General features: G+C 33.6%; 1 protein-coding gene. It reads left to right on the top strand.

The genetic code is table 11. From position 1 onward, the window contains the following. The coding region (locus RTW80_RS25565; protein ID WP_312720852.1) for a polysaccharide pyruvyl transferase family protein at positions 1-1,003 on the top strand (1,003 nt) is incomplete at its 5' end. Positions 1,004-1,231: the final 228 nt, after the last annotated feature.

Here is a 1,231-nt window from a genome sequence, read left to right as displayed (position 1 = left end):
ATATAAGTGTTATTCTTCAATAGCTATGAAAGATATGCTGTATACACAACATAATTCATCAATTATAGTTGTAGGTGGTGAGGTATTAGGAGCAGATGTTGGAACGTTGTATACACATGTACAACAAAGCCAATTTTATACTCGAATTTTAAAAAAGATAAGAAGGTTTCAACCAAAACTATTGTCAACTATTGCTAAAATATTCTACCCTGCGGTTTGGGATTATCCATACATACCTCAAAAAGCAAGTTTCAAGAATAATGTCAAGGTAATATACAATACTGTTGGTGGAGTTCCTGTTTCTTCACAAACTAAATATATCGCACAAGCGGAATATATATCTGCAAGAGATCGACGTACATATGAAGAGGTAACAAAGTGGGCCAGTGCAGAATTAGTTCCAGATTCTGTTCTTATCGCATCAAAAATTATTGATGATCAGTTCATGCAAGATTTTGTCCGCAAAGAAATAATTGATTATTGTGCAGCAAATAAGTTTATTACTGTGCAGGCCTGCCCTTATAAGGTTAATTTTTCTGCTCAAGATCTTGCATATCAATTAGATATAGTAAAATCACAATCAAGTATAGATGTAGTGTTACTTCCTATTGGTTACGCGAGTGGTCATGATGATGTAATCTTTCTTCGAGAAGTACAAAAACTGGCTAAAACTGAGCTTAAGCTTGAATACGAATTAAATATTTGGGAAATAATGTATTTTCTTTCTCACTCTCATTCATTCTACGGTACTAGTTTGCATGGAATTATTACAGCAATGTCGTTTGGTGTACCACATTTTTGTATTGATAAACGAATAGAAAAAATAACATCATTCGTTCAGACATGGAGTGTTGGACCCTTTACTCAACCTATAAGCATTTTTAATATAAAAGATAGTGTTAGTAAAATGAATGACTATGATAATTCTGATTTATTAAAGTCGGTGGAGTATGCCCAGCAGATCATATCTGAAAGTTTGAAGAAGATTTCCCATATTTTGTAATGTATTAAATTATCTATAAAATATTATGTTTTGTTGTAGTTGTAGTTGTAGTTGGTTTTATTTTAACCTTTAACTCTTTCAACTTTTATGTTATGCGGATTCCGTTCTTTGAGCTAACATAATCATCACATTTAAGCTGCGAGTTTGTCGCAGTGACCACACCAGACAGGAGTAAGTAATGTCCAAGCAACAGATCGGGGTTGTCGGTATGGCTGTGATGGGGCGTAA

This window comes from Escherichia sp. AM3 (genome assembly GCF_032029835.1).
GTDB classification, from domain to species: Bacteria; Pseudomonadota; Gammaproteobacteria; order Enterobacterales; family Enterobacteriaceae; genus Escherichia; species Escherichia coli.
The sequence above is the reverse complement of the archived record's forward strand: the minus strand, read 5'-3'. Positions and strand labels throughout refer to the sequence as shown.